General features: G+C 65.6%; 19 protein-coding genes. 15 read left to right on the forward strand and 4 right to left on the reverse strand.

Annotated elements, in window-relative coordinates; translation table 11 throughout:
• The first annotated feature begins 39 nt into the window (after positions 1-39).
• Positions 40-558 (forward strand): DUF5067 domain-containing protein, encoded by a 519-nt coding sequence (locus HF885_RS05240; protein WP_170103878.1) that lies wholly within the window; start codon positions 40-42, stop codon positions 556-558.
• Between the two features lie 35 nt (positions 559-593).
• The gene (locus HF885_RS05245; protein WP_170103879.1) at positions 594-950 is read left to right on the forward strand and encodes a hypothetical protein; all 357 of its coding nucleotides are present in this window, start codon (positions 594-596) and stop codon (positions 948-950) included.
• Between the two features lie 190 nt (positions 951-1,140).
• Here HF885_RS05245 and yfcE read toward each other — a convergent pair whose 3' ends face one another.
• Positions 1,141-1,710: a phosphodiesterase gene (yfcE, locus tag HF885_RS05250; RefSeq protein ID WP_170103956.1), complete on the reverse strand. Its 570-nt coding sequence runs from the start codon at positions 1,708-1,710 to the stop codon at positions 1,141-1,143.
• Between the two features lie 303 nt (positions 1,711-2,013).
• On the opposite strand from yfcE, the gene dnaK reads away from it, so the two are divergent.
• From dnaK to HF885_RS05275, 5 genes are all read left to right on the forward strand, one after another.
• Positions 2,014-3,927 (forward strand): molecular chaperone DnaK, encoded by a 1,914-nt coding sequence (gene dnaK / locus HF885_RS05255; RefSeq protein WP_170103880.1) that lies wholly within the window; start codon positions 2,014-2,016, stop codon positions 3,925-3,927.
• 81 nt (positions 3,928-4,008) lie between these two features.
• Complete coding sequence (locus HF885_RS05260) at positions 4,009-4,782, forward strand: nucleotide exchange factor GrpE (RefSeq protein WP_170103881.1); 774 nt, start codon at positions 4,009-4,011, stop codon at positions 4,780-4,782.
• A 73-nt stretch (positions 4,783-4,855) separates the two neighbouring features.
• Positions 4,856-5,830, forward strand: a complete 975-nt coding sequence (locus HF885_RS05265) for a DnaJ C-terminal domain-containing protein (RefSeq protein ID WP_170103882.1) — start codon at positions 4,856-4,858, stop codon at positions 5,828-5,830.
• Complete coding sequence (locus tag HF885_RS05270; protein ID WP_170103883.1) at positions 5,820-6,248, forward strand: heat shock protein transcriptional repressor HspR; 429 nt, start codon at positions 5,820-5,822, stop codon at positions 6,246-6,248. Before HF885_RS05265 ends, HF885_RS05270 begins: the two co-directional genes overlap by 11 nt.
• 190 nt (positions 6,249-6,438) lie before the next feature.
• Positions 6,439-7,512, forward strand: a complete 1,074-nt coding sequence (locus HF885_RS05275; RefSeq protein ID WP_170103884.1) for a pyridoxal phosphate-dependent aminotransferase — start codon at positions 6,439-6,441, stop codon at positions 7,510-7,512.
• 18 nt (positions 7,513-7,530) lie between these two features.
• Here HF885_RS05275 and HF885_RS05280 read toward each other — a convergent pair whose 3' ends face one another.
• Positions 7,531-8,715, reverse strand: coding sequence for a PucR family transcriptional regulator (locus HF885_RS05280; RefSeq protein ID WP_170103885.1), 1,185 nt, complete (start codon positions 8,713-8,715; stop codon positions 7,531-7,533).
• A 246-nt stretch (positions 8,716-8,961) separates the two neighbouring features.
• Here HF885_RS05280 and HF885_RS05285 point away from each other — a divergent pair, with 246 nt between their 5' ends.
• From HF885_RS05285 to HF885_RS05305, 5 genes are all read left to right on the forward strand, one after another.
• Positions 8,962-9,984, forward strand: coding sequence for an ornithine cyclodeaminase family protein (locus tag HF885_RS05285; protein WP_170103886.1), 1,023 nt, complete (start codon positions 8,962-8,964; stop codon positions 9,982-9,984).
• 79 nt (positions 9,985-10,063) lie between these two features.
• The gene (locus HF885_RS05290) at positions 10,064-11,221 is read left to right on the forward strand and encodes an aminotransferase class I/II-fold pyridoxal phosphate-dependent enzyme (protein ID WP_170103887.1); all 1,158 of its coding nucleotides are present in this window, start codon (positions 10,064-10,066) and stop codon (positions 11,219-11,221) included.
• Positions 11,222-11,476: 255 nt separating this feature from the next.
• Positions 11,477-14,128 carry an ATP-dependent chaperone ClpB gene (clpB, locus tag HF885_RS05295; protein WP_170103888.1) on the forward strand — a complete coding sequence of 884 codons (2,652 nt, stop codon included), beginning with the start codon at positions 11,477-11,479 and terminating at the stop codon, positions 14,126-14,128.
• A 138-nt stretch (positions 14,129-14,266) separates the two neighbouring features.
• Positions 14,267-15,700 carry a PASTA domain-containing protein gene (locus HF885_RS05300; protein WP_170103889.1) on the forward strand — a complete coding sequence of 478 codons (1,434 nt, stop codon included), beginning with the start codon at positions 14,267-14,269 and terminating at the stop codon, positions 15,698-15,700.
• Positions 15,701-15,715: 15 nt separating this feature from the next.
• Positions 15,716-15,958, forward strand: a complete 243-nt coding sequence (locus tag HF885_RS05305) for a hypothetical protein (protein WP_170103796.1) — start codon at positions 15,716-15,718, stop codon at positions 15,956-15,958.
• A gap of 49 nt (positions 15,959-16,007) precedes the next feature.
• Here HF885_RS05305 and HF885_RS05310 read toward each other — a convergent pair whose 3' ends face one another.
• Complete coding sequence (locus HF885_RS05310) at positions 16,008-16,778, reverse strand: hypothetical protein (RefSeq protein WP_170103890.1); 771 nt, start codon at positions 16,776-16,778, stop codon at positions 16,008-16,010.
• Positions 16,779-17,046: 268 nt separating this feature from the next.
• On the opposite strand from HF885_RS05310, the gene HF885_RS05315 reads away from it, so the two are divergent.
• Positions 17,047-17,472 (forward strand): Hsp20/alpha crystallin family protein, encoded by a 426-nt coding sequence (locus tag HF885_RS05315; RefSeq protein ID WP_170103891.1) that lies wholly within the window; start codon positions 17,047-17,049, stop codon positions 17,470-17,472.
• 206 nt (positions 17,473-17,678) lie between these two features.
• On the opposite strand, the gene HF885_RS05320 is transcribed toward HF885_RS05315, so the two are convergent.
• Entirely contained in the window at positions 17,679-19,016 is a 1,338-nt protein-coding gene (locus tag HF885_RS05320; protein WP_170103892.1) for an alpha-amylase family glycosyl hydrolase, read from the reverse strand.
• Between the two features lie 358 nt (positions 19,017-19,374).
• Between HF885_RS05320 and HF885_RS05325 the strand changes: the two genes are divergently transcribed.
• Both HF885_RS05325 and HF885_RS05330 read left to right on the forward strand, forming a co-directional pair.
• Entirely contained in the window at positions 19,375-20,391 is a 1,017-nt protein-coding gene (locus HF885_RS05325; RefSeq protein ID WP_170103893.1) for a LacI family DNA-binding transcriptional regulator, read from the forward strand.
• A 49-nt stretch (positions 20,392-20,440) separates the two neighbouring features.
• Positions 20,441-21,796 carry an ABC transporter substrate-binding protein gene (locus tag HF885_RS05330; RefSeq protein ID WP_170103894.1) on the forward strand — a complete coding sequence of 452 codons (1,356 nt, stop codon included), beginning with the start codon at positions 20,441-20,443 and terminating at the stop codon, positions 21,794-21,796.
• The last annotated feature ends 57 nt before the right edge of the window (positions 21,797-21,853 follow it).

Below are 21,853 nucleotides of genomic sequence, written 5' to 3' on the forward strand. Positions count from 1 at the left end.
CGGCGCAAACACGGACGGGTTCGGGACGAGGAGAAGAACATGAGAATCAAAAGGACAATCATTGGTGCTTGTGCGGCATCCGGCGCGCTCGTGCTCGCGCTTGCGGGGTGCGGATCGGGCGGCTCTGCCTCCAGCCCCAAGTCGTCGGACAGCTCCTCCTCTGCAAAGCAGGAGCAGACCACCAAGAAGGCCGATCCCAAGAAGGAGGCCTCCGTCAAGGTGACGATCGACGGCGCGCAGATGGCGACCGACTACAATGGCAACCCCTGCGTCGTCGTCAACTACACCTTCACGAATGTGTCGAACAAGGAGGCGCAGTCATTCACGTCCTCCACGTACACGGAGGTCTACCAGAACGGCGTCCAGTGCGACGCGGCCGCGACCGACGCGGCGGATGGTAACTCGCTGCTCACCAACGTCCAGGCGGGGCACTCCGTCCAGGTGCAGGAGGCTTACAGCGTGAAGGACACGTCGGACATCGAGGTCAAGGTGTACGCGGTCGAGAACATGTTCGACGGCAAGACGCCCCTGGCAGAGCAGAAGATCAGTCTCTCGTAGCAGGTACGCAGGAACGTGAAAGGCAGGCTTTACTCGTGAAACGCAGCAAACTCCTCTTGGTCGCGCTCGTTCTGGGCGTGGCATATGTGGTCTACAGCCTCTGGTACTGGTTTGGGGGCGGTGCGGCCGGGTCCGTGGGCGCGGACTCCGCGTCTCAGGCGGGTGCGGGCCTCGCGACCATGCTCGTGACTCCCCATCTGGCCCTTACCGTCGTCGCAGTCGTGTTCAACGCACTGGCGTACTTCATGGGCAAGCGAGCCTTCGCGCTTGTGGCGGGCATCCTCTACGCGGTCGCCATGGTGCTCTTCCTCGCGTACTTCTTCTTCGTGCTGGTGCAGATGATCCTGTGCTTCGTGGCGTACGCGAAGATGCCGAAAAAGGGCGATGCGTAGCCTGTCAACCTGGCGCTCGGATACACGCTCAAACAAATAGATAAGGCAGGCGAGAAGGACTGGCGGCCATGGTCGCTGGTCCTTCTCGCCTGATGTCGCTTCCGCCTTGCAGACGCCTTGCGCCGGGACGGCCGCCGCCTGGCCCGCCGGCCGCCGACTGGCCCGGCGGACTCGCGCGAAGAGTCCCGCGCTACCCCAGGATGCGGTGCTGGAACTCTCCGTCCGCATAGACCCCGTAGCTGTGCGAGCTGTCCTTGGGGATGCCCACGCTGCCCGGGTTGAAGCACCACGCGTTGGGGTTTGCCTCGCTCTGCTGGTTCACCTTCTTATGCGTGTGGCCATAGACGATCGCGGCGCCTGCCGGAAGCGTGGGCATGCGGTCCACGGAGTTGTGGATGCCGGGGCCCCACACGTGGCCGTGGGTAAGGAACAGCTCGCGTCCGGCGCCGGCCGCCTGCGGGTTTGGCGCAGTCGGGTCCCACAGCACGTCGTAGTCCGCCATGCACGGGAAGTCGAGCACCATCTGGTCGACCTCCGCCTCGCAGTTGCCTCGCACGCAGATGACGCGGTCCGCGATGCCGTTCAGCATGGCGATGACCTCCTTCGGGGCGTAGTCCGCCGGGAGGTCGTTGCGCGGGCCGTGGTACAGGAGGTCGCCCAGCAGCACCACGCGGTCCGGCTGCTCGGCGTCGATGGCGTCCATGAGCCGCGCGCACCACCGGGCCGCGCCATGGATGTCGGACGCAATCAGGAGCTTCATGATCTTCTCCACTTCCGTGGCCTCCACAGGGGCGCCACATGAGGTCTTTGCCTGGTACCGATGGTCCCACTGGGTGGCACCCGTGGTCAAACAATGGCGTTTACCTGCACGGATGTCGCATGGCGAGAAACGCTGCCGCCATGGTCGAACCCTATAGCGCAAATTTCAAAAAATCTAATGTGTGAGGACTTAGATTATGTATAGAATCAAAACGCATGGGAACAATGAGGATTGTACAACGAGGATAGAACGTCCCGAAGCCGGCGCGGCCGGTCCTTGGGAGACAGGGAAAGGAACTACACCATGGCAAAGATTCTTGGCATCGACCTTGGTACTACTAACTCGGCAATGGCCGTGCTCGAGGGTGGCAAGCCCACCATCATCGTGAACGCGGAGGGCGACCGCACCACCCCGTCCGTCGTGGGCTTCCGTCCCGACGGCGACCGCATCGTCGGCAAGGCCGCGAAGAACCAGGCCGTCACGAACCCCAAGAACACCGTCTTCTCGATCAAGCGCTTCATGGGCCGTCGCTACGACGAGGTTGGCTCCGAGCTGAAGACCGTCCCGTACACCGTGAAGAGCGGCACCGGCTCCCGCGCCGTCGTCGAGATCGACGGCCAGGACTACACGCCGGAGCAGATCTCCGCGATGATCCTGTCGAAGATGAAGGCCGACGCCGAGAAGTACCTGGGCGAGACCGTCACCGACGCCGTCATCACCGTCCCCGCGTACTTCAACGACGCCCAGCGCCAGGCGACGAAGGACGCCGGCAAGATCGCGGGCCTGAACGTCAAGCGTATCGTGAACGAGCCGACGGCCGCCGCGCTTGCCTACGGACTGGACAAGAAGGGCATCGACCAGAAGGTCCTCGTGTTCGACCTGGGCGGCGGCACCTTCGACGTGTCCCTGCTTGACCTCGCGGACGGCGTGGTCGAGGTCCTGGCCACCAACGGCGACAACCACCTGGGCGGCGACGACTGGGACCAGAAGGTCATCGACTGGATGGCCGACAAGTTCCAGAAGGACAACAACATCGACCTGCGCAAGGACCCGATGGCGCTGCAGCGTCTGAAGGAGGCCGCGGAGAACGCGAAGAAGGAGCTGTCGAGCGCGCAGCAGGCTGACATCAACCTGCCGTTCATCACCGCCGACGCGACGGGCCCCAAGCACCTGAACTACACGCTGACCCGTGCGGAGTTCGAGCGCATCACCCGCGATCTTCTCGACCGCTGCAAGGCGCCTGTGACCAAGGCCCTGCGTGACGCCAACCTGCAGATCTCTGACGTGAACGAGGTCATCCTCGTCGGCGGCTCCAGCCGTATGCCCGCCGTCCAGGAGCTCGTGAAGCAGATGACCGGCAAGCAGCCGAACATGTCCGTGAACCCGGACGAGGTCGTCGCTGACGGCGCTGCCGTCCAGGGCGGCGTCCTGACCGGCGACGTCGAGGGCATCCTGCTTCTGGACGTCACCCCGCTTTCCCTTGGTGTCGAGACCATGGGCGGCGTGATGACCAAGATGATCGACCGCAACACGACCATCCCGACCTCCAAGACCGAGGTGTACTCCACCGCCGCCGACAACCAGACCTCCGTCGAGATCAACGTCCTGCAGGGCGAGCGCGAGATGGCCGCAGACAACAAGAGCCTGGGCAAGTTCCAGCTCACCGGCATCCCCGCGGCGCGTCGTGGCGTGCCCCAGATCGAGGTCACGTTCGACATCGACGCCAACGGCATCGTGAAGGTCACCGCCAAGGATAAGGCCACCGGCAAGTCGCAGCAGATCACGATCAGCGGCTCCACCGCGCTTTCCGACGACGAGGTCGACCGCATGGTGAAGGACGCCGAGTCCCACGCCGAGGAGGACAAGAAGCACAAGGACGAGATCGAGGTCCGCAACCAGACCGACTCCCTTGCGTACAGCACCGAGCAGACGCTGAAGGACCTGGGCGACAAGGTTCCCGCCGACATGAAGAAGCAGGTGGAGGGCGCGGTCGCCGAGGCCAGGAAGGCCTTGGACGGCACGGACATGGACGCCATCAAGGCTGCCGGCGACAAGCTGCAGGAGGTTGGCCACAAGCTGGCCGAGATCGTCTACAGCGACACGAACGCGCAGACCGCCGCTGGCGCCGGCGCGGGCGCCGCACAGCCGACCGGTGACCCCGACGACGTTGTGGACGCGGACTACGAGGTCGTGGACGACGACAAGGACAACAAGTAAGCTCGTCGCGTCGAGCGAACGATAGCTACCTGAGGGGCGGTCTGAGGGCCGCCCCTTGGGGGATTCCCGAAGGAGGGTGACGTGAAGGTGCCAGTCGAGGACGCGGAGGAGAAGAGCAAATCCACTGAGGCCCAGGCCGCGCCGGAAGCGAAGGCGACGGACGAGCTGGATCCCGAGGAGGAGGCGGCTCGCGTGGAGGCTGCGAAGCGTGCGGGCGAGGCCGCTGCCGCCGAGGACTTCAAGGCGGACGCAAGCAAGGTGCGCGCGGAGCGCGACGAGCTGCAGAAGCAGCTTGAGGAGGCCGCTGCCGACGTCGAGGCCGCGAAGAAGCAGGCCGCGGAAGCAAGCGAGCGCCTCGTGCGCCTGCAGGCGGACTGGGACAACTACCGTAGGCGTACGGCCCAGGAGCGCCTGGACGAGCGCGAGCGCGCGGCCGAGAAGCTCGTGGTGAACCTGCTGCCGGTCTTGGACGACATGGAGCGCGCGTCCGAGCATGCCGCGAAGAACGACGCGGACAACGAGAGCCTGATGCAGTTTGTGGACGGCGTGAACGCGGTGCATGACAAGATGCTCTCCGTCCTGGCGAAGGAGGGCGTCGAGGTGATCGACCCCGTGGGCGAGCCGTTTGACCCGCTGATTCACCAGGCGGTCGGTCGCGAGGAGAACAAGGACGCCTACGACGAGACCGTGGCCCAGGTGTACCAGAAGGGCTACTCCATGGGTGGCAAGGTCATCAGGAACGCAATGGTGACGGTTACCTTTGGCGGGCCGAAGCGCCCGACCCCCAAGCCGGAGGACGACTCCGAGGACGAGGGCGGCGCGAAGGATGCCGGCAAGGCCGCCGACGCCGAGTAACAAGGTAAGTTGACCAACGCGCCCGGGCCCAGCAGGTTCGGGCGCGGCTATTTGGAAGGAGGCGTTAGCTCGCATGACGGACAAGAGGAACTACTACGACATCCTTGGCGTGAAGCGCGACGCCGACGCCGACGAGATCAGGAAGGCCTTCCGCAAGCTGGCCGTGAAGTACCATCCGGACGCGGGCGGCGACGCTCAGAAGTTCAAGGAGATCAGCGAGGCGTACACGACGCTCTCCGATCCCCAGAAGCGCAAGGAGTACGACCAGCTGCTGATGTTCGGCGGCATCCCCGGCGCGGACTTTGGCGGATCGGGCGGACGCAACCGCACGTACACGTACACGACGGGCGCGAACGGTGCCGACTGGTCCGAGATATTCGACAACATCAGGAGCGGCGACGGTGCGTTTGGCGGGTTCGACTTCTCGTCCATCTTCGGCGGGGCGGGAGGCCCCGGCGCGGCACGGTCGAACAGGACCGTCAAGGGCGGGGACCTCACCATGTCCATCGACATCTCTGCCGAGGAGGCGTTCTCCGGGGCGCAGCGCAAGGTGTCGTACACGATACCCTCCACGGGCGAGCGCCAGTCGCTTACCGTGAAGGTGCCGGCCGGCGCCGTGGATGGGGGCAAGCTCCGCTACCGCGGCCGCGGCGAGTACGGCATGAACGGCGGCGCGCGCGGCGACCTTGTGGTGACCACAAACGTGGCCGAGCACCCGCTGTTCAAGCGCGACGGCGCGGACGTGCGCATGGAGGTGCCCATCAGCGTGTTCGAGGCGGCGCTGGGCGCCCAGGTGGACGTTCCCACGCCGGACGGGCACGAGGTCAGGCTGAAGGTGCCGGCGGGCACCCAGGATGGCAAGACGTTCCGGTTCAGGGACCTTGGCGCCCCGGACGTGAAGCACAAGGGAAGCCGTGGCGCGATGTACGTGACGGTGAAAGTCAAGGTGCCTACGCACCTCTCGCCCAAGGAGAGGGAGTCGCTGCAGGTCATGAGGGATAACGACAAGCGCGACTACCGAAAGGACGTGGAGCGCTATGGCGCATAGGGACGAAGGCGACAAGAGCAAGCCGCTGTACATGATCAGCGTGGCCGCCGAGCTGACGGGCATGCACCCGCAGACCCTGCGCGTGTACGAGCAGAAGGGGCTGGTGACACCCGGGCGCTCGCGCGGCAACACGCGCCTGTACTCGCAGGGCGACATCGAGCGGCTGAACCTCATCAGCAAGCTGACGGACGAGGGCATCAACCTCGCCGGCGTGGTGAGGATCCTGGACATGCGCGAGCGCGCCATGGAGCGCGACAAGGAGATCGACCGGCTGCGCAGGCGCGTGCGCGAGCTTGAGGACGAGGTCCACGAGCTGCGCATGAGGGAGAAGATCACCGCCCTCGCCCGCTACGACGGCGCGGGACCGGAGCAGGTCATGCGCGGACTGCTCTCGAACGGCAAGGGCCGCGGCGTCTGAGGACGGCTTGCCGGCGCGTGGCAGGCCCTTCTCGCCCGCGCGGGCGTTTGTCGCTAGCTACAAAAATCGCGTTTGGCTTAGACGCCCCTTCCTCGTACCTTTATGCGGGGAAGGGGCGCCTTCGTGTGCGGTGGCCATGTGACGCGAGGCTTGCACGGGAGGCCCCAGGGCCCAGGGGAGGAAGATCCACATGAGCGAGTTTCTTGCAAGTCGCTTTGCGAACGCGTGCCCGTATCGTCCCGGAGAGCAGCCAAAGGACCGTGCGTACGTCAAGCTGAACGCGAACGAGACCAGCGTTGCCCCGAGTCCGCGCGTGCGCGAGGCGCTGTGCGACGAGGGGCTCTTCAAGGGGCTGGGCCGCTATGCTGACCCGTACTGCATGCCGCTGCGGCGCGCCGTGGCGCGGGTGTACGGCGTGGACGCGGAAGAGGTGTTCGTGGGCAACGGCTCGGACGAGGTCTTGGGCTTTGTGATGCAGACGTTCATGGGGCCGGGCTCTCGCGTGTGCTTTCCGGACGTGACATACGGCTTCTACCATGACTTTGCAGTTACCTTTGGGCTCGACTGGGAGTACGTGCCTGTGCGCGACGACTTTGGCGTCGACGTTGCGGCGCTGTGCGCGACGGACCGCCATGTGCTCTTGGCTAACCCCAACTCCCCAACGGGAATCGCGTTGGGTATCGACGAGGTCGAGAAGATCGTGGCCTCGCGGCCGGAGCGTCTTGTGGTGTTGGATGAGGCCTACGTGGACTACTGCGGCAAGAGCTGCGTGCCGCTGGTGCGCAGGCACCGCAACCTGATAGTGGTGCACACCATGAGCAAGTCCAGAAACTTGGCCGGCGCGCACATTGGCTACGCCATTGCTCAGGCGGACCTGGTGAAGGACCTGGAAGACATCAAGTTTGCATTCAATCCGTTTAACCTGAGCGCACCGACCATGGCCGTGGGTATCGCGGCGCTTTCCGACCCGGAGTACTATCGCGCGACGGTTGCCAACACGGTGCGCACGCGCGAGGCGATCCGTGCCGAGCTCGAGGCCATGGGCTTTGCGGTGCTGCCTTCGAGTACGAACTTCCTGCTGGCGTCGCACCCTAGCCTCGACGCGCGAACGTGGTGCGCAGAGCTGCGATCGGCCGGCGTGCTGACGCGCCACTACGATACCAAGAGGTTGCGGCCGTGGCTGCGCGTGACCGTGGGCACGCCGGAAGAGATGCGCGTCTTTTTGGACCAAACGCGGCAGATACTGGAGCGGGCGCGCGCCTAGGGGCGCCGCCGCGGGCCACTACTGCGCAAGGAGCTCCTGGCAGAGCGCGATCTTGCGCGCGATAGACAGCTGCTCCATCTGCGCGTGCGACTTGTAGCTGAGGCCGCATACGGAGGCGATCTTGCCCAGGCGGTAGCGGATGGTATTGGGGTGCTGGCCCAGTGCGCGTGCGGCGGCCTCCACGGACTCGTCGGCGTCGCAGTACGCCTCGAGCGTCTGCAGCAGGCTGGAGCCCGTCTCTGCGTCAAAGCTCCGCAGCGGCTCGAGCACGGAGTCTGCCCACGCGTTCACCTGCGCGTCACGAGCGCAGGGCAGAAGCGCCCTCAGCACGCCCAGGTCTGCGTAGTGCACGGTGCCGCCGCCGCGCCTGCGGGCAACGAGGGCCGACCTTCGCGCTTCGAGCACGGCATCGCCCATCTGCCCAAGGTCAAAGTGGACGCAGCTCACGCCAACCGGCGCCGTCACCTCGTGCTCAAGAACGTCCGCACGCAGGACGCTTACCAGCTCGTCCAGCTGCGCCCGACCGTTCACGACGTCGGAGTCCGCGCTCGCGACGTACAGCAGGCCGTCGTCGTAGGGCGCCAGCAGGCAGCGCAGGCCAAAGAGCCGGCTTTCGTGGTAGCGTGCGAGCGCCTGCGCAAGTCCGGCCTGCGAAGGAGGCTCCGCAACGTAGACGGCCACGTGCTCCTCGCCAAAGCTCGGGTTCAGGCGCAGCGCGTGGGTGCGCACGACCTCGCGGCTTGCAGGCTCGCGCGTCATCAGGTCCAGCTCGTTCTGTGCAAACGACGCGTCCGCGAGCTCGGCCACACGCCGGTCCACCTGGGCTATGACCGTGTCGAAGAAGAAGTCGTCGTGGGTCGTCAAGAACAGCGGGAAGTCGCGCGCGTTTGCATAGCGAAGCGTGGAGTCCGGTATGTCCAGGTGCAGCACGTTCTTGATCACGAGGCCGCTCGTACCGCGTCCGACCAGGTACTTCACGGCCTCGCCAATAAGCCACGGGTCGTCGCGCGCATACAGAAACGTCGAGAGCACAAGCTGGCCCGGCTCGAAGTTGACGCGCTGGTAGCGGGTCTTGAGCCCGGGCATGAGCTCGTAGTCGAGGATGCCCACCTGGCCAATCGCGCGCGAAAGCCCGCCGGCGCCCGCAAGGAGCCGCATGCTCTGGGCGTACGAGTTCATGAAGTCCGAGACGGTATAGATCATCATAGGCTCCTGTAGGTCCAAAAACACAATGCAAAGACTGTCGAGAAGAACAATCACCATGGCAGATAGCCCGTAAATTCAAAAGAAATGTTCTTCTCGCCCCAAAACCTATTGTAGACAAAAACAACAAGTTGCCCTCGAACATCAGGCCTTGGGCACGTAAAGTCGTTGTCATGAGCGGCGTGGGTATAGGGCCCGCGCTACGGGCAGGCCGGATCCAGGAGCCCGTGTAAGACAGGACGAAGCATGACGCAGATCAGGGTACTTTCCGCGGAAGACATCTCGAAGGTCCTTACCGTGACCGATGCGCTTGAGGCGGTGGAGGACGCCTACCGCCAGAAGGCGGAGGGGGAGGCCAAAGCGTGGCCCATGGTATACGAGCACTTTGTGCCCGGCGCCTCTGACATGGACATCCGCTCCGGCGAGCTTGCGGCCAGTGGGCTGTTTGGGCTCAAGCTCACGTCGTGGTTCTCGGGCAACCCCAGCCGTGGCCTGCCAGAGGTCTTTGGTACCACGCTTTTGTGTGACAACGGTACGGGCGCCCCGCTGGCGGTCCTGAACGCCGGCGCCATCACGGGCCTGCGCACCGGGGCGGCCGCGGCACTGGGCGTGAAGTGGCTGGCGCGCAGGGACGCGTCGCGACTGCTCGTCGTCGGCGCGGGCCACATGAGCACGTATATGGTGGCGGCGACGCTCGCAGCGTGCCCCGCCATAGACCACGTCGAGGTGTGGGACCCGCGCAAGGAGGAGGCACCGGAGTCGCGCGTCGAGCTCATGCGCGGTGAGGTTGCGGACATCCTGGCCGCGGCGGGTGCGGAGCGCGAGTACGAGCTCGTCGACGTGGCGGACGGCAAGGCCGCGGCAGGCGCCGCCGACGCGATTATCACCATCACCCCGGCGACCGACCCCGTGGTCCAGCGCGACTGGGTGCGTCCCGGCACGCACATCAGCGCCGTCGGCGCGGACATGGAGGGCAAGCAGGAGCTTGCGTCCGACCTTGTGGCGGCGGCCCGCGTCTACGTGGACGACCGCGCGCAGAGCGTGTCGTCCGGCGAGCTCGAGGTGCCCGTCAAGCAGGGCGCCATCACGCCGGACCACATTGTGGCGGAGCTGGGCGAGCTCATCGCCGGCAAGGCGGAGGGTCGCACGTCCGAGGACCAGGTGACGGTGTTCGACACCTCGGGAATCGCCGTGCAGGACCTTGCGGCGTCGCACATGGCCTACGACCGCGCCGTCGAGCGCGGGCTGGGTTCCGTGGTCGCGCTGTAGCGGGCGAGAAGAACAGTCAACGTACGGGCAAGCTAGGCGGACGCGCCCGAATCTGGTGGGCGCCGCAACGGAGGTCGTCATGAAGATCAAGGACTTCAAGGTAGAGCAGTGGATGAACGCGTGGGAGACGAAGTGCCGCTACAACGTGGCCGAGACCTGCACGTACTCCATGTCCCTCGACGAGGTGTTCGAGCTGTGCGAGGGCTCGGCGGAGGCCGGGGCGAAGGCGCGCCAGGAGTTTCTGGACGCGTTCTGCAAGCGTCGCCTGACGTATGGCGACATAGAGGGCAACCCAAAGTTCCTGCAGGGCATCTGCGGCCTGTACCAGACGGTCAAACCAGAGCACGTCATTCCCACGCACGGCGCGGCAGGCGCAAACCACCTTGTGCTCACGACCCTGTGCGAGCCGGGTGACCACGTCGTTTCCGTCATGCCCACCTACCAGCAGCTCTATTCCATCCCCGAGATGTGCGGAGCCAAGGTGAGCATTCTGCACCTGGACAAGGAGCAGCACTACCACGTGGACGCAGAGAGGCTCGAAGCCCTCTGCGGGGACGACGCCAAGGTCATCTGCATCAACAACCCGGACAACCCCACGGGAGCCCTGCTTTCCGAGGAGGAGATCCGCAACATCGTGGACATCGCCCGCAGGCATGACGCATGGCTCGTGTTCGACGAGGTGTACCGTCTCTTGGTGCAGGACAGCGACGCGTTCACGACCTCGCCCATCGACCTGTACGACAAGGCCGTCGTCGTGAGCTCCATGTCCAAGGTCTGGTCCATGGCCGGCGTGCGCCTTGGCTGGTGCATCACGAAAGACGTGCAGCTCCGTCACGACCTGCTGAGTCACCGCGACTACGACCTCATCAGCTGCGGCCTGTTCGACGAGGAGGTAGCGGCCTATGCCCTAGCGCACCGCGACGCGATTCTGGGTCGCAGCCACCGCATCGTCCGCAAGAACCTGCAGGTTCTGACGGAGTGGGTCGACTCCGAGCCGCACCTCTCGTTCGTGAGGCCCGAGGCCGGAACCACTGCCCTCGTCTACTACGACTACGACATCGACTCCTACGACTTCTGCGTCGACATGGTCAAGACCGCGGGCGCCCTCGTCACGCCCGGCGATGCCTTCGAGGAGCCGCACAGCATGCGCATCGGCTATGCGTACTCCGACAACCCCGATGACCTGCGCCGCGGCCTTGAGGCGATCTCGGCCTTCATGCGCACGCTCGAAAAGTAGCTGCGGTCGCACGCGACGCGGCCCCCAACATACGTATCGCCTGCGGGCGAGAAGGACGTGCGGCGTAAGGCCGCGACCCTTCTCGCCCGCCCATCTTTGCGGCCGGCGCGCCTTCGGCGGTGCGCTGGCCCTTCCTTTTGGTTCTCTTTATCACGCGCAGAAAATCTATCTAATGAAGACTTAGATTTTTGCATAAGCGCCAGCTCACGGGGAACAATGAACCTTGATAACCAGATTCCCAGAAGGGAGAAAAGCATGAGATTCGACAAGTGGGCAGTGACGGCCCAGGAGGCGCTGCAGTCCTCCGTCAGCATAGCCGCCGACGCCGAGGCGGGCGAGGTTCGCCCCATACACCTGCTGAAGGCGCTGCTGCAATCCAACGAACGCAACATCACCGCGATCATCGAGCGCGTGGGCGCGGACCCCGCGCAGGTCGAGGCCCAGGTGGACCAGACCATCGCGCATGCGCCGCGCGTCACGGGCGACATGAGCCAGATGAGCATAAGCAACGAGCTGCGCCACGTGGGCGACGAGGCCGAGAAGCTCGCCTCCAAGCTCGGCGACAGCTACGTCACGAGCGAGCACCTGCTGTGCGCGCTCGCGGACGAGAAGGGCGACGCCGGATCGGCGCTGCGCGGCGCGGGCATCACGGGCAAGCGCGTGCAGGAGGCGTTCAACGACCTGCGCGGTGACGAGCGCGTGACCTCTCAGGACGCGAAGACGCAGTTCGAGGCGCTGGAGCAGTACGGACGAAACGTGACGGACCTTGCCCGCCAGGGCAAGCTCGACCCGGTCATCGGTCGCGTGGAGGAGATTCGCCGCACCATCCAGGTGCTCAGCCGCCGCACGAAGAACAACCCCGTCCTCATCGGCGAGCCCGGCGTCGGCAAGACCGCCATCGTCGAGGGCCTGGCAGAGCGCATCGCCGCGGGCGACGTGCCCTCCACCATCAAGGACAAGGAGGTCGTGGAGCTTGACATGAGCGCGCTCGTCGCGGGCGCAAAGTACCGCGGCGAGTTCGAGGACCGCCTCAAGAGCGTGCTGAAGGAGGTCCAGAAGGCAAACGGAAGGGTCATCCTCTTCATCGACGAGCTGCACACCATCGTGGGCGCGGGCGCGACCGAGGGCTCCATGGACGCCGGCAACATCCTGAAGCCGGCCCTGGCCCGTGGCGAGCTGCACATGATAGGCGCGACCACCCTGGACGAGTACCACAAGTACATCGAGAAGGACCAGGCCCTTGCCCGCCGCTTCCAGACGGTGTTCGTGTCCGAGCCTACGGTGGAGGACACCATTTCCATCCTGCGTGGCCTGAAGGAGAAGTACGAGCAGCACCACCGCGTGCGCATCACGGACGCGGCGCTGGTGTCTGCCGCGGACCTCTCCAACCGCTACATCAGCGAGCGCTTCCTGCCCGACAAGGCCATCGACCTGGTGGACGAGGCCGCGTCCCGCCTGCGCATGGAGCTCGACTCCATGCCGGCCGAGATCGACGCCGTCGACCGCGAGCTGACCCAGAAGCAGATCGAGGAGCAGGCCCTCATGAAGGAGGAGGACGCCGCCTCTAAGGAGCGCCTCGCCGCGCTGCAGAAGGAGATCGCGGTCACGCGCGAGAAGCTCGACGGCATGAAGGCCAATTGGAAGAACGAGAAGGACGCGATCGACCACGTCCAGGACCTCAAGAGCCAGATCGAGGACGCCAAGTCCCAGGTCGAGATGGCCACGCGCGCCGGCGACCTCGCGAAGGCATCCGAGCTGCGCTACGGCAAGATCCCCGAGCTCCAGAAGAGCTACGAGGCCGCCGAGCACGCGCTCGAGTCCAAGCAGGAGGCAGGCGGCATCCTGAAGGAGGAGGTCACCCCGGACGAGATCGCGGAGGTCGTGAGCTCGTGGACCGGCGTCCCCGTCAGCAAGATGATGCAGGGCGAGATGGACAAGCTCAAGAACCTGGAGGCGGAGCTCCACAAGCGCGTCGTGGGTCAGGACGAGGCCGTCAAGGCCGTCGCCGCGGCCGTGCGCCGCAGCCGTGCGGGACTTTCCGACCCCAACCGCCCGATCGGCAGTTTCTTCTTCCTCGGCCCCACGGGCGTCGGCAAGACCGAGCTCGCAAAGGCCCTGGCAGAGTGCCTGTTCGACGACGAGAAGGCCCTGGTGCGCATCGACATGTCCGAGTACATGGAGAAGTTCAGCGTCCAGCGCCTCATCGGCGCGCCTCCCGGATACGTGGGCTACGACGAGGGCGGCCAGCTGACCGAGGCCGTGCGCCGTCGTCCGTACTCCGTCATCCTCCTGGACGAGATGGAGAAGGCTCATCCCGACGTCTTCAACATCCTGCTGCAGGTCTTGGACGACGGTCGCCTCACCGACGGCCAGGGTCGCGTCGTGAGCTTCAAGAACACGATCATCATCATGACCTCCAACGTCGGCAGCCAGTACATCGCCGGCGCGAACGCCTCCAGCGACCCGAAGACGGTGCAGAAGCAGGTGAACGACGCCCTGCGCGCCACCTTCAAGCCCGAGTTCCTCAACCGTATCGACGACGTCGTGGTCTTCCACGCACTGGGCCTCGACGACATCGAGAAGATCGTGGACATCCAGCTGAAGGACGTCCGCAAGCGCCTCGACCGCGAGCGCATCAAGCTCGAGCTCACGCCTGCGGCCATCCAGTCGCTGTCGCTCGACGGGCTCGACCCCGTCTACGGCGCGCGTCCGCTCAAGCGCCTCATCCAGCGCCAGGTGGTGGACAACGTCGCGTCGCTCATCATCGCGGGCAAGCTCCACGAGGGAGACACCGCGAGGATCGACGTGGGCGCGGACGACCAGCTCTTCGCGGAGCCCGTCCCCGCCGGCGACAACTCCGACCAGCCGTCGGACGACACGCCGGTCGAGCCGGACACGGTGGAGTAGCCGGGGCGCCCCGCGCGTCGCGCGGACCATATGGTGTCAGGCCAGGGCCGGCCGGGCGGGACATCCTGCCCGGCCGGCCCTTTGCCGTACGCGCCGCCTTTGCGCAATAATGTTCCAAACGCTTGTGAGGGAGGCATCGTGACGGACGAGAAGGACCAGGCCCCAGAGCAGCTAGTCCCCCTGGACCAGAACTCCGAGGACGCCGTTGAGGACGCCGACGCCTCCGCCGTGGTCGATCCCGACAGGTTCGGCCGCGTGGCGCAGGGCGCCCGGGCGGCCGTCGCCGCGGATGGCGTGCCGGGCGAGGGCGCAAGCCGACGCCCCGGGCGCGCGGTCATGGCGTTCGTGCTCGTCCTGGCGCTCGTCGCCTGCGTCGCGGCCGCCGCGACGTACGGGGCGGAGCTCTGGGGCGGCAAGACCGTTCCCTACGTCGTGGGCTCCACGCAGGAAGGCGCGGCCGGCAAGATACGGGGCAAGGGCCTCGCGGTCAAGGTGGCCCTCGTCGCGTCGGACGATCCCGAGGGAACGGTCGTGCGCACGAGGCCTGCGGCGGGCACACGCACCCCGGCGGGAGGCACCGTCACCGTCTACGTCGCGAAGGCGCGCGTCGTGCCCAAGGTGTCCGGGCTCCAGCTGGGCGAGGCCAAAAAGGCGCTTCGCGGCGCAGGCGCCAGGCACTTCTCCATCGCCTACGTGGCGTCTGGCGCCGCCGACGGCAGCGTCGTCGCGACGGAGCCGGCGGAGGGCGCCGCGTTCCAGGCAAGCGACACCATAACCATCAAGGTCGCGCGGCCGTACACGGTACCGTACGTCGTGGGCAAGACCGAGGCTGACGCCCGCGCCGCCGTGGCCGAGGCCGGCCTTGTCGCAAGCGTCGCGTACGTGAGGTCGGACGAGGACGCCCTGACGGTCGTCGCGGCGGACCCCGCCCCCGGCACCACCATAGAGCGGGGCGCGACCGTCACCTTGCAGGTGTCTGCGCCGTACCCCTCCGACTACCACCACCTGCGCGAGTACTTCGACTACAAAACGCACGTGACGGAGTTCCTGAGGGGCGAGGGCTTCCAGCTCGCGACGTCCTCCACCGGCGACGGCGGCGTGGCGCGCGTGCTGTACGCCTCGGCGGACAAGGGCAACGTGACGGTGACGGACACCCCGTTCAGCCACAGCTTCCCCAAGGGGTCGGGCACCGCGGACGTGCTGGCGTCCGGCGCGGCGCTGCCGGGCATCCGCCTTGACTTCGCGGGCGCGGACCTCCCGGCGGACGCGTCCTCGCTTGACGAGTCCGCGGTGCGCCAGCTTGCGGACCTGTGCGGGTTCACGGGCATGACCCAGACGCTTACGCAGGACCAGGTGGTCGTACCCTCGAACTTGCGGAAGTCTTCCGCGCGGTTCGTGTGCGCGTACGGGGAGATGGGCGACTACTGCTGGTCGGTCCTCGTGGTGCGCGACGCGGACCGCACGCGCGCCGCGGCAACGTGTGCGCCAAAGTCGCTGTACGACGCCTACGACCTTGGCAAGTTCAACAACAGCATCTGCGACATGATCGCGTGCGTGGACGTGTACGGATAGGGGAGCGCAAGGCACATGCAACGGAATACGACAGACGACGCACGGCAGCAAGGCACCCGCAAGGACTCCGGGCGAGAAGCTCGCGCCCACGCGGCCGCCGCGAGGAAGCGGGACGCGCGTGGCGCGCGGCAGAGGCCCGACCAGCCGAAGGACGACCCGTTCATCCGCGCTGAGCGCGAGGACGATGACGGCTACGACCCGTATTCCGACCGCAGGCCAACGCCGGAGCCGCTGTTCGAGCGCGACCCCTGGGACTAGGGCCCCTGGGACTGGGATTGCCCAGGCGCCGGCCAGAAGCGCCCGGCGCCTAGCCCAGGTGGCTTATCATCTGGGCGATCACGATCGCGATGACCACAAACACCAGGATGACCGCGATGATCGAGAAGAGCGACCTGCGGCGCCGCATGCGGTCGCGCGAGGCAAATATGGAGCGGCGACCCTTTGGCACCTCGAGGTACTGGCCGTAGCGCCCCTGCTGTATGGAAGACCTGCTCTTGCGCGCGCGGCGGTAGCTGTGCCCGCCAGAGAGCACGCCGCCGCCTATGGCGATGTTGGAGTCGTGCGCGTAGCCCTCGGGCGAGTACGTGCCGTCGGCTGCGTCATCGTTGATGGCCGGCTGCGTCTTGTGCGGCGCGCGTGGGCGCGTGTACAGCTCGCGCTGCATGCCGGCACCGCCCTCTGGCCAGGCGCCGTCCTCCCAGCCCTGCTCTCGGGCGGCCTGCGCCGCCTCGTACTCTGCCGGGTCCATCGGGCGCCGGCGCGGCGCGTCCTGCGGCTGGGGCTGCGCCCCATAGCCCTCGAGCCCGTCAAGGCCAAGCAGATCGTCGTCCGTGGCGTCCGTCGGGCGCTCGCCTGCCGCGCCCGCATCCTGTGCCGCGGCGCCCGTCCCGGCCGGCCGTGACGTGGCCGCGTCCTTCTCGTCCACGCGCTGGCGCTGGTCCTGCGCCGCGCCCGCGTCCCTTGCGCCGCTTATGTGCTGCGGCTTGGCCTCGGCGGCCTCTACCAGAAAGTCGGGTATGTCCTGCGCGGTGCGCGAAGCGTCGTCGGACGCGCGTCCCGCTGGCTTCTGCTGATTCATTGCGTGCCTCTGTGTTCGCTCGCAAGATGCTACTGGATGGAATTTAGCATATCGCGCACGAATGACCTCCAGCCAAACTCCGCTAAGCAGTAAGCAAACATAAATGAAAACCTAGTGTGTGTACACTTAGATTTGATGAGTTTGTGTCGCTAAGAAAACCTTGCGGCGCGTGTTTAAATCCACCCTCGGCGGGAACAAACAACTACGAACGCAAAAGCGCACGACGGCGCCGGAAAGCGGGCGCCACCAACCATAGGGAGTGATAGTCATGACGAGCATGATTCCGTACACCAGCCTTGACAGGGCACTTTGCAGCTGGCCGTTCGATTCCATGGACGATTTCTTCGCGCCGCTGGCCAAGGTCACCGGCGACTACGGCTTCAAGATGGACGTTGAGGACGCGGGCGACGCGTACGTGGTGTCCGCGGAGCTGCCGGGCGTCACGAAGGACCAGGTAGACGTGGAACTTAACGAGGGCCGCCTCTCCATCAGCGTGGACAAGAAGGAGTCCGACGAGAAGAAGGGCAAGACCTACCTGCAGAAGGAGACCTCGGAGTGGCAGGCGTCCCGCGGCGTGTACCTAAAGGACGCCGCGCGAGAAGGACTTTCCGCCAAGCTCGAGGGCGGCGTCCTCACGGTGAACGTCCCCAAGCAGCAGAAGCAGTCCAACGTGACGAAGGTCACCGTCGAGTAGCCCTTCGCGCCTGGGGTGCGCCGGAAGGCGCGTCCACAACATGGCCCGGGCCGTCATGGCGCGGGCGTCCTAACACACAAGGGGACGACGCTCGGGCGCCGTCCCCTTTCTGTGTCGCGTGCCTCACCGCGCACGCTTCTTCTCGCACGTCTCATGTCGCGTGCGGCTTGGTCCCGCGCGCCGATGCCCGCGGTCGTCGCCGGCAGCTACACCGAAAGCTCCGGGCGCGGGCAGCGCATGATGACGGGCTCGCCGTCGCATGCGAGCTCGCCGCCTTCCACCACCACGTCGGACCCGTCGATCAGGTTCCTGTACGTGCCGTCCGCAACGTCCACGGCAACGCGGGCAGTCTTGCCCCTCAGGCTGAACACGCCAACGGTGCGAGGCATGTCGCCCGCCTCCTTGCGAACGTCGTCTCGATACATGACCGCCACGTCCTTCTCGTCGTCCGCCGTGGCGTGGCAGTAGTCCGTGGGCTCCAGCACGTCGCGCTTGATGCCGTACAGCGTGCGCATGAGGCCGCTCAGGTCGCAGCGCACGGTCCAGTCCACGGTGTCGCGGTCAAACAGGCTGGGCTGGTGCTCCGCCGCGACCTCCTGGCCGGCGTACAGCAGGGTCGTGCCTTTCAGGAAGTAGATCATGGCGGTAAGGTTGCGCAGGTCGCGGGGGTCGCTGTCCCATCCCGCGATGCGCGGCAGGTCGTGGTTCTCCAGGTAGCGCAGCTTGTTGTAGTACGCGGGGTACGCGCAGTCCTGAAAGTCCACCAGGTCCAGGTAGTGGCTCAGCGTCGCCTTGCCGCGCAGGTAGTTGTCGAACGTCTCCTGCACGTCGTAGGAGTACTCGATGTCGAACGCCTCGAACGCCTCCGTGTCGCGGGCGCAGCACATGCCCAGCGCGCGACACGCCTTGCCAAACGAGCGGTGCACGGTCTCGGCCAGCCAGATGGCGTCCGGTCGCACCTTCGCCACGGCCTTGCGCGCGGCCTTCCAGAACTCCACGGGCACGAAGGACGCCACGTCGCAGCGGAAGCCGTCCACCATGGTCGCCCAGTAGCACAGCGACTCGATCTGGTAGTCCCACAGCGGCTTGTTCCACCTGCCGGGCGTGCCGTAGTCCAGGTCGATCACGTCGGACCAGTCGCCCACATGGTTGCCGGGGTTGCCGTCCGGCTTGCGATAGAAGAACTCCGGGTGCTGCTCAAACAGCACGGAGTCGGGGGAGGTGTGGTTGTACACCACGTCGATGATGCACCTCATGCCGCGCGCGTGGATCGCGTCCACCAGCTGCCTGAAGTCGTCCAGCGTGCCGTACTCCGGGTTCACGGCGCGGTAGTCGCGGTTTGCGTAGGGGCTCCCGAGCGTGCCCTTGCGGCCCTTCTCGCCCGTTGGGTGGATTGGCATGAGCCACACCACGTCGACGCCCAGGTCGCGGATGCGGTCAAGGTCGGGTATGACCGAGAGGAACGTGCCCTCCTTGGTGTGGTTGCGTACGAAGACGGAATAGATTACCTGCTTCTGCAGCATGGGGTTCGTGTCTGCCGGCATGCGCTTCCTCCTTGTGTCCTGTTGCGGCGTCTGCGTGCCGTCCCGCCCGTGGCGTCCGGGCGGCCGCGGCCACGCGATAGCATATGCCATTGCACGCGCCGAGGGTGCGTGCCCTTTCGTTCCTCTATTGGTGTCGCTTGTTCCATCTTTTTTGGCGAGATTGCTACTCACCCGCGATTTCCGTCCGTTCACCGCCTGTTCCCGGAAATCCGACGGCTATTCCTTGACCGAATCTCCATGCGAGTGCTTCAATGGTCTTACTGGAAACGTTACCAGAAACGTTCCCGCAACTGGTTTGATGCCAGTTTTCGAATCGGTACGAAACGCAGCGACAAGTGCATGAGGGGAGGGACCGACGTTGACCATCAAGGATGTCGCAGCATACTGTGGGGTCTCGGTCAGCACGGTCTCCCGAGCGCTCAACGGTCACCCGGATGTGAGCGAGGACATGCGCAACAAGGTCCTGGATGCCGCCCGCGCGCTGCGCTACGTTCCCAACAGGAGCGCCCGCGACCTCGCGATGAACCAGTCGGACACCATCGGGCTCGTCGTCCGCGGCGGCACCAATCCGTTCTACACCCCCATCGAGCACGCCATAGAGCATGAGGCGGAGCTTCGCGGCTTCGGCATCGTGCCGCGCCAGCTCCCCTCGAACGGCGACGAGATCGGCGAGGCCGCGGAGCTCGTGCGCACGAAGCGCCTCAAGGGCGTCGTGCTCTTGGGCGGCAGGTTCGACTACTCCACAGAGGACGCGCAGTCCGTCGGCGTGCCGTTCGTGTGCTGCTCCTATACCAACCACTTCGGCGACCTGCCGAGGGACGCCTACTCCTCCGTCTCCATCAACGACAAGGCCGAGGCGTACAAGGCCGTTCGCGCCCTCATCGACGCGGGCCACACCCGCATCGCGTGCCTGTTGTCCGAAACAGACGACCAGTCCATCAGCCAGCTCCGCTTCGACGGGTACTGCCAGGCGCTGGAGGACGCGGGCATCCCGCTCGACCTCGGTCTCGTCCTCAAGACGAACGGCTTCCTGATGAGCTCCGCGTACGAGCGGGTCAAGGAGGCCATCGAGGCCGGCCTCGACTTCACTGCGGTCTTCTCCATCGCCGACACGATGGCCATCGCGGCCATGAAGGCGATTTTCGACACCGGCGCCAGCGTTCCCGACGACTACTCCGTCATCGCGATCGACGGCATCGAGGTGTCCCAATACACGGTCCCAACGCTCACCACGCTCTGCCAGCCTCAGGAAACCATGGGCCAGGAGGCTGTGCGGCTGCTGGTGGACGTCTTGGAGGGCAAGTCCGAAAACGAGCACGTCAGGCTCAAGACGACCCAGCGGTCCGGTGGGACCGTCGGGCCGGCAAGAAGGTAATTCTCGCACCTAAGGGAGGGTGCGTGAAGGAAAACGTAGGAGGGTTCTTATGTTTGACAAGCCAATTTCTCGTAAGGGTTTCCTGAGCGGCACCGCCGCGGTCGTCGCGGGCCTCGGCCTCGCCGCCTGCTCCGGTGAGTCTGGAGACGACTCCAGCAAGTCCGGTGCCGGCAAGACCTATGGCTCCGGCAAGAACGGCACCGTTTACTGGCTGAACTTCAAGCCCGAGATTGACGAGACCATCCAGAAGCTCGGCAAGAAGTACGCGAAGGCCAAGGACGTCAAGGTGAAGATCGTCACCGCTGCTTCCGGCGACTACGAGAAGACCCTGACCTCCGAGATGGACAAGTCCGAGGCTCCGACCATCTTCGTCATCGGCAACCATGCCGGCGTCAAGGAGTGGAACGACTACGCTCTCGACCTCAAGGACACCGACATCGCCAAGGCACAGACCACCGACGAGTACAACCAGTACGATGACAGCGGAAAGCTCGTCTCCGTCGGCTACTGCTACGAGTGCTACGGCATCGTCGCCAACGTCGACAACATCACGAAGGCCGGCCACTCCGTCGACGAGATCAAGAACTTCGACACCCTGAAGGCCGTCGTCGAGGACATCCACAAGAACGCCAAGGCCAACGGCTTCGACGCCTTCGCGGCCACCGACATGGACGACTCCTCGTCCTGGCGTGTCACCGGCCACCTCGCCAACCTCGAGTTCTTCTATGAGGAGCACAAGGGCGACGGCGCGAGCAAGGACGTCTGGAAGGAGACCCCCGCTACCATCGAGGGAACCTACCTGCCGAACTTCAAGAGCCTGTACGACCTCATCATCAACAACTCCGTCACCGCTCCCGACCAGCTCGCGACCGGTGGCCACGACCCCGCGCAGCAGTTCAAGGACGGCAAGGCCACGTTCTATCTGACCGGCTCCTGGGACTACGCCGACATCGCCAAGTCCGTCAAGAACACCACCATGCTTCCTTACTACTGCGGCGTGAAGGGCGAGGAGAAGGCCGGCCTCAACAACGGCACCGAGAACTGCTGGGCCATCAACAAGAACGCCTCCAAGAAGGACCAGAAGGCCTCCATGGACTTCCTGATGTGGCTCGTCTCCGACGCCGACGCCTCCAAGGCCCTCGTCGAGCAGCTCGGCATCATGCCCTTCAAGGACGCTGCCGAGTCTGAGAACGGCTGGCTGAAGCGCTCTGCAGAGCTCGCCGACGCAGGCAACTACAACATGGACTGGGCGACCAACTTCGAGCCGAACGTTGACACCTATCGTGCCGGCCTCGTCTCCGCTCTGAACGACTACAACTCCAAGCAGAACGACGAGAACTGGGACAAGTTCAAGACCGCCTTCGTCGACGGCTGGGCGACCCAGTACAAGAAGGCTAACGCATAGCCTTAGGCTCGGGTAAGCCTCTGCGGACCGGGTGGACGCGCGCCCGCCCGGTCCGCT

Origin of the sequence: Parafannyhessea umbonata, from assembly GCF_012844235.1 — a bacterium.
Taxonomy (GTDB): domain Bacteria; phylum Actinomycetota; class Coriobacteriia; order Coriobacteriales; family Atopobiaceae; genus Parafannyhessea.